This window comes from Treponema endosymbiont of Eucomonympha sp. (genome assembly GCF_001028545.1).
On record NZ_BBPW01000373.1, the window covers coordinates 1 to 675 of the forward strand.

General features: G+C 55.4%; 1 protein-coding gene. It reads left to right on the top strand.

Going from position 1 to position 675, the window contains the following annotated elements; genetic code table 11:
- A partial coding sequence (locus tag AWU74_RS07130) for an ATP synthase beta subunit C-terminal domain-containing protein (RefSeq protein WP_438816366.1) occupies positions 1-675 on the top strand: 675 nt, incomplete at both ends.

A 675-nucleotide genomic window follows, 5' to 3' on the forward strand; every position in this document is an offset into this window, starting at 1 on the left:
GGCATGGCGCGAAATGTCCGGCCGTCTGGAAGAAACCCCCGGGGAAGAAGCGTTCGCCGCATACGGCGAATCCTATATGGCGGCGTTTTACGAGCGGGCGGGCTACGTCAGGCTCGGCGACGGTTCGTTCGGGTCGGTAACTATCGGTGGCACGGTATCTCCGGCTGGCGGCAACTTTGAAGAGCCCGTCACGCAGGCGACGCTCAAAGTAGTCGGCGCGTTTCACGGGCTTTCCCGCGAGCGCTCCGACGCACGAAAGTATCCCGCCATTAACTCGCTTGATTCATGGTCGAAATATAAGAGCATTATCCGCGACGATTGGGTCGCCTATTCCCGCGCCTGCTTGTTCCGCGGCACCGAAGTGGAGCAGATGATGAAGGTGGTCGGTGAAGAAGGCACGAGTCTCGCCGACTTCATCGTATATCTCAAAAGCAACTTCCTTGATTCGGTGTATTTTCAGCAGAACTCGTTCGACGAAGTTGACGCAGCGCCGGACGTTGAGCGGCAAACTTACGTATTCAAAAAATTGCTCAAGGTGATCGGGTCTGACTTCGCGTTTGAGACTAAAGACGATGCCCGTGCGTATTTTAATCAGCTCCGACAGAAAATCCTCGACTGGAATTCCAGCCCGTGGCAGGGGGACGCATTCAAAAAAAACGAAGCGGACATTAACGC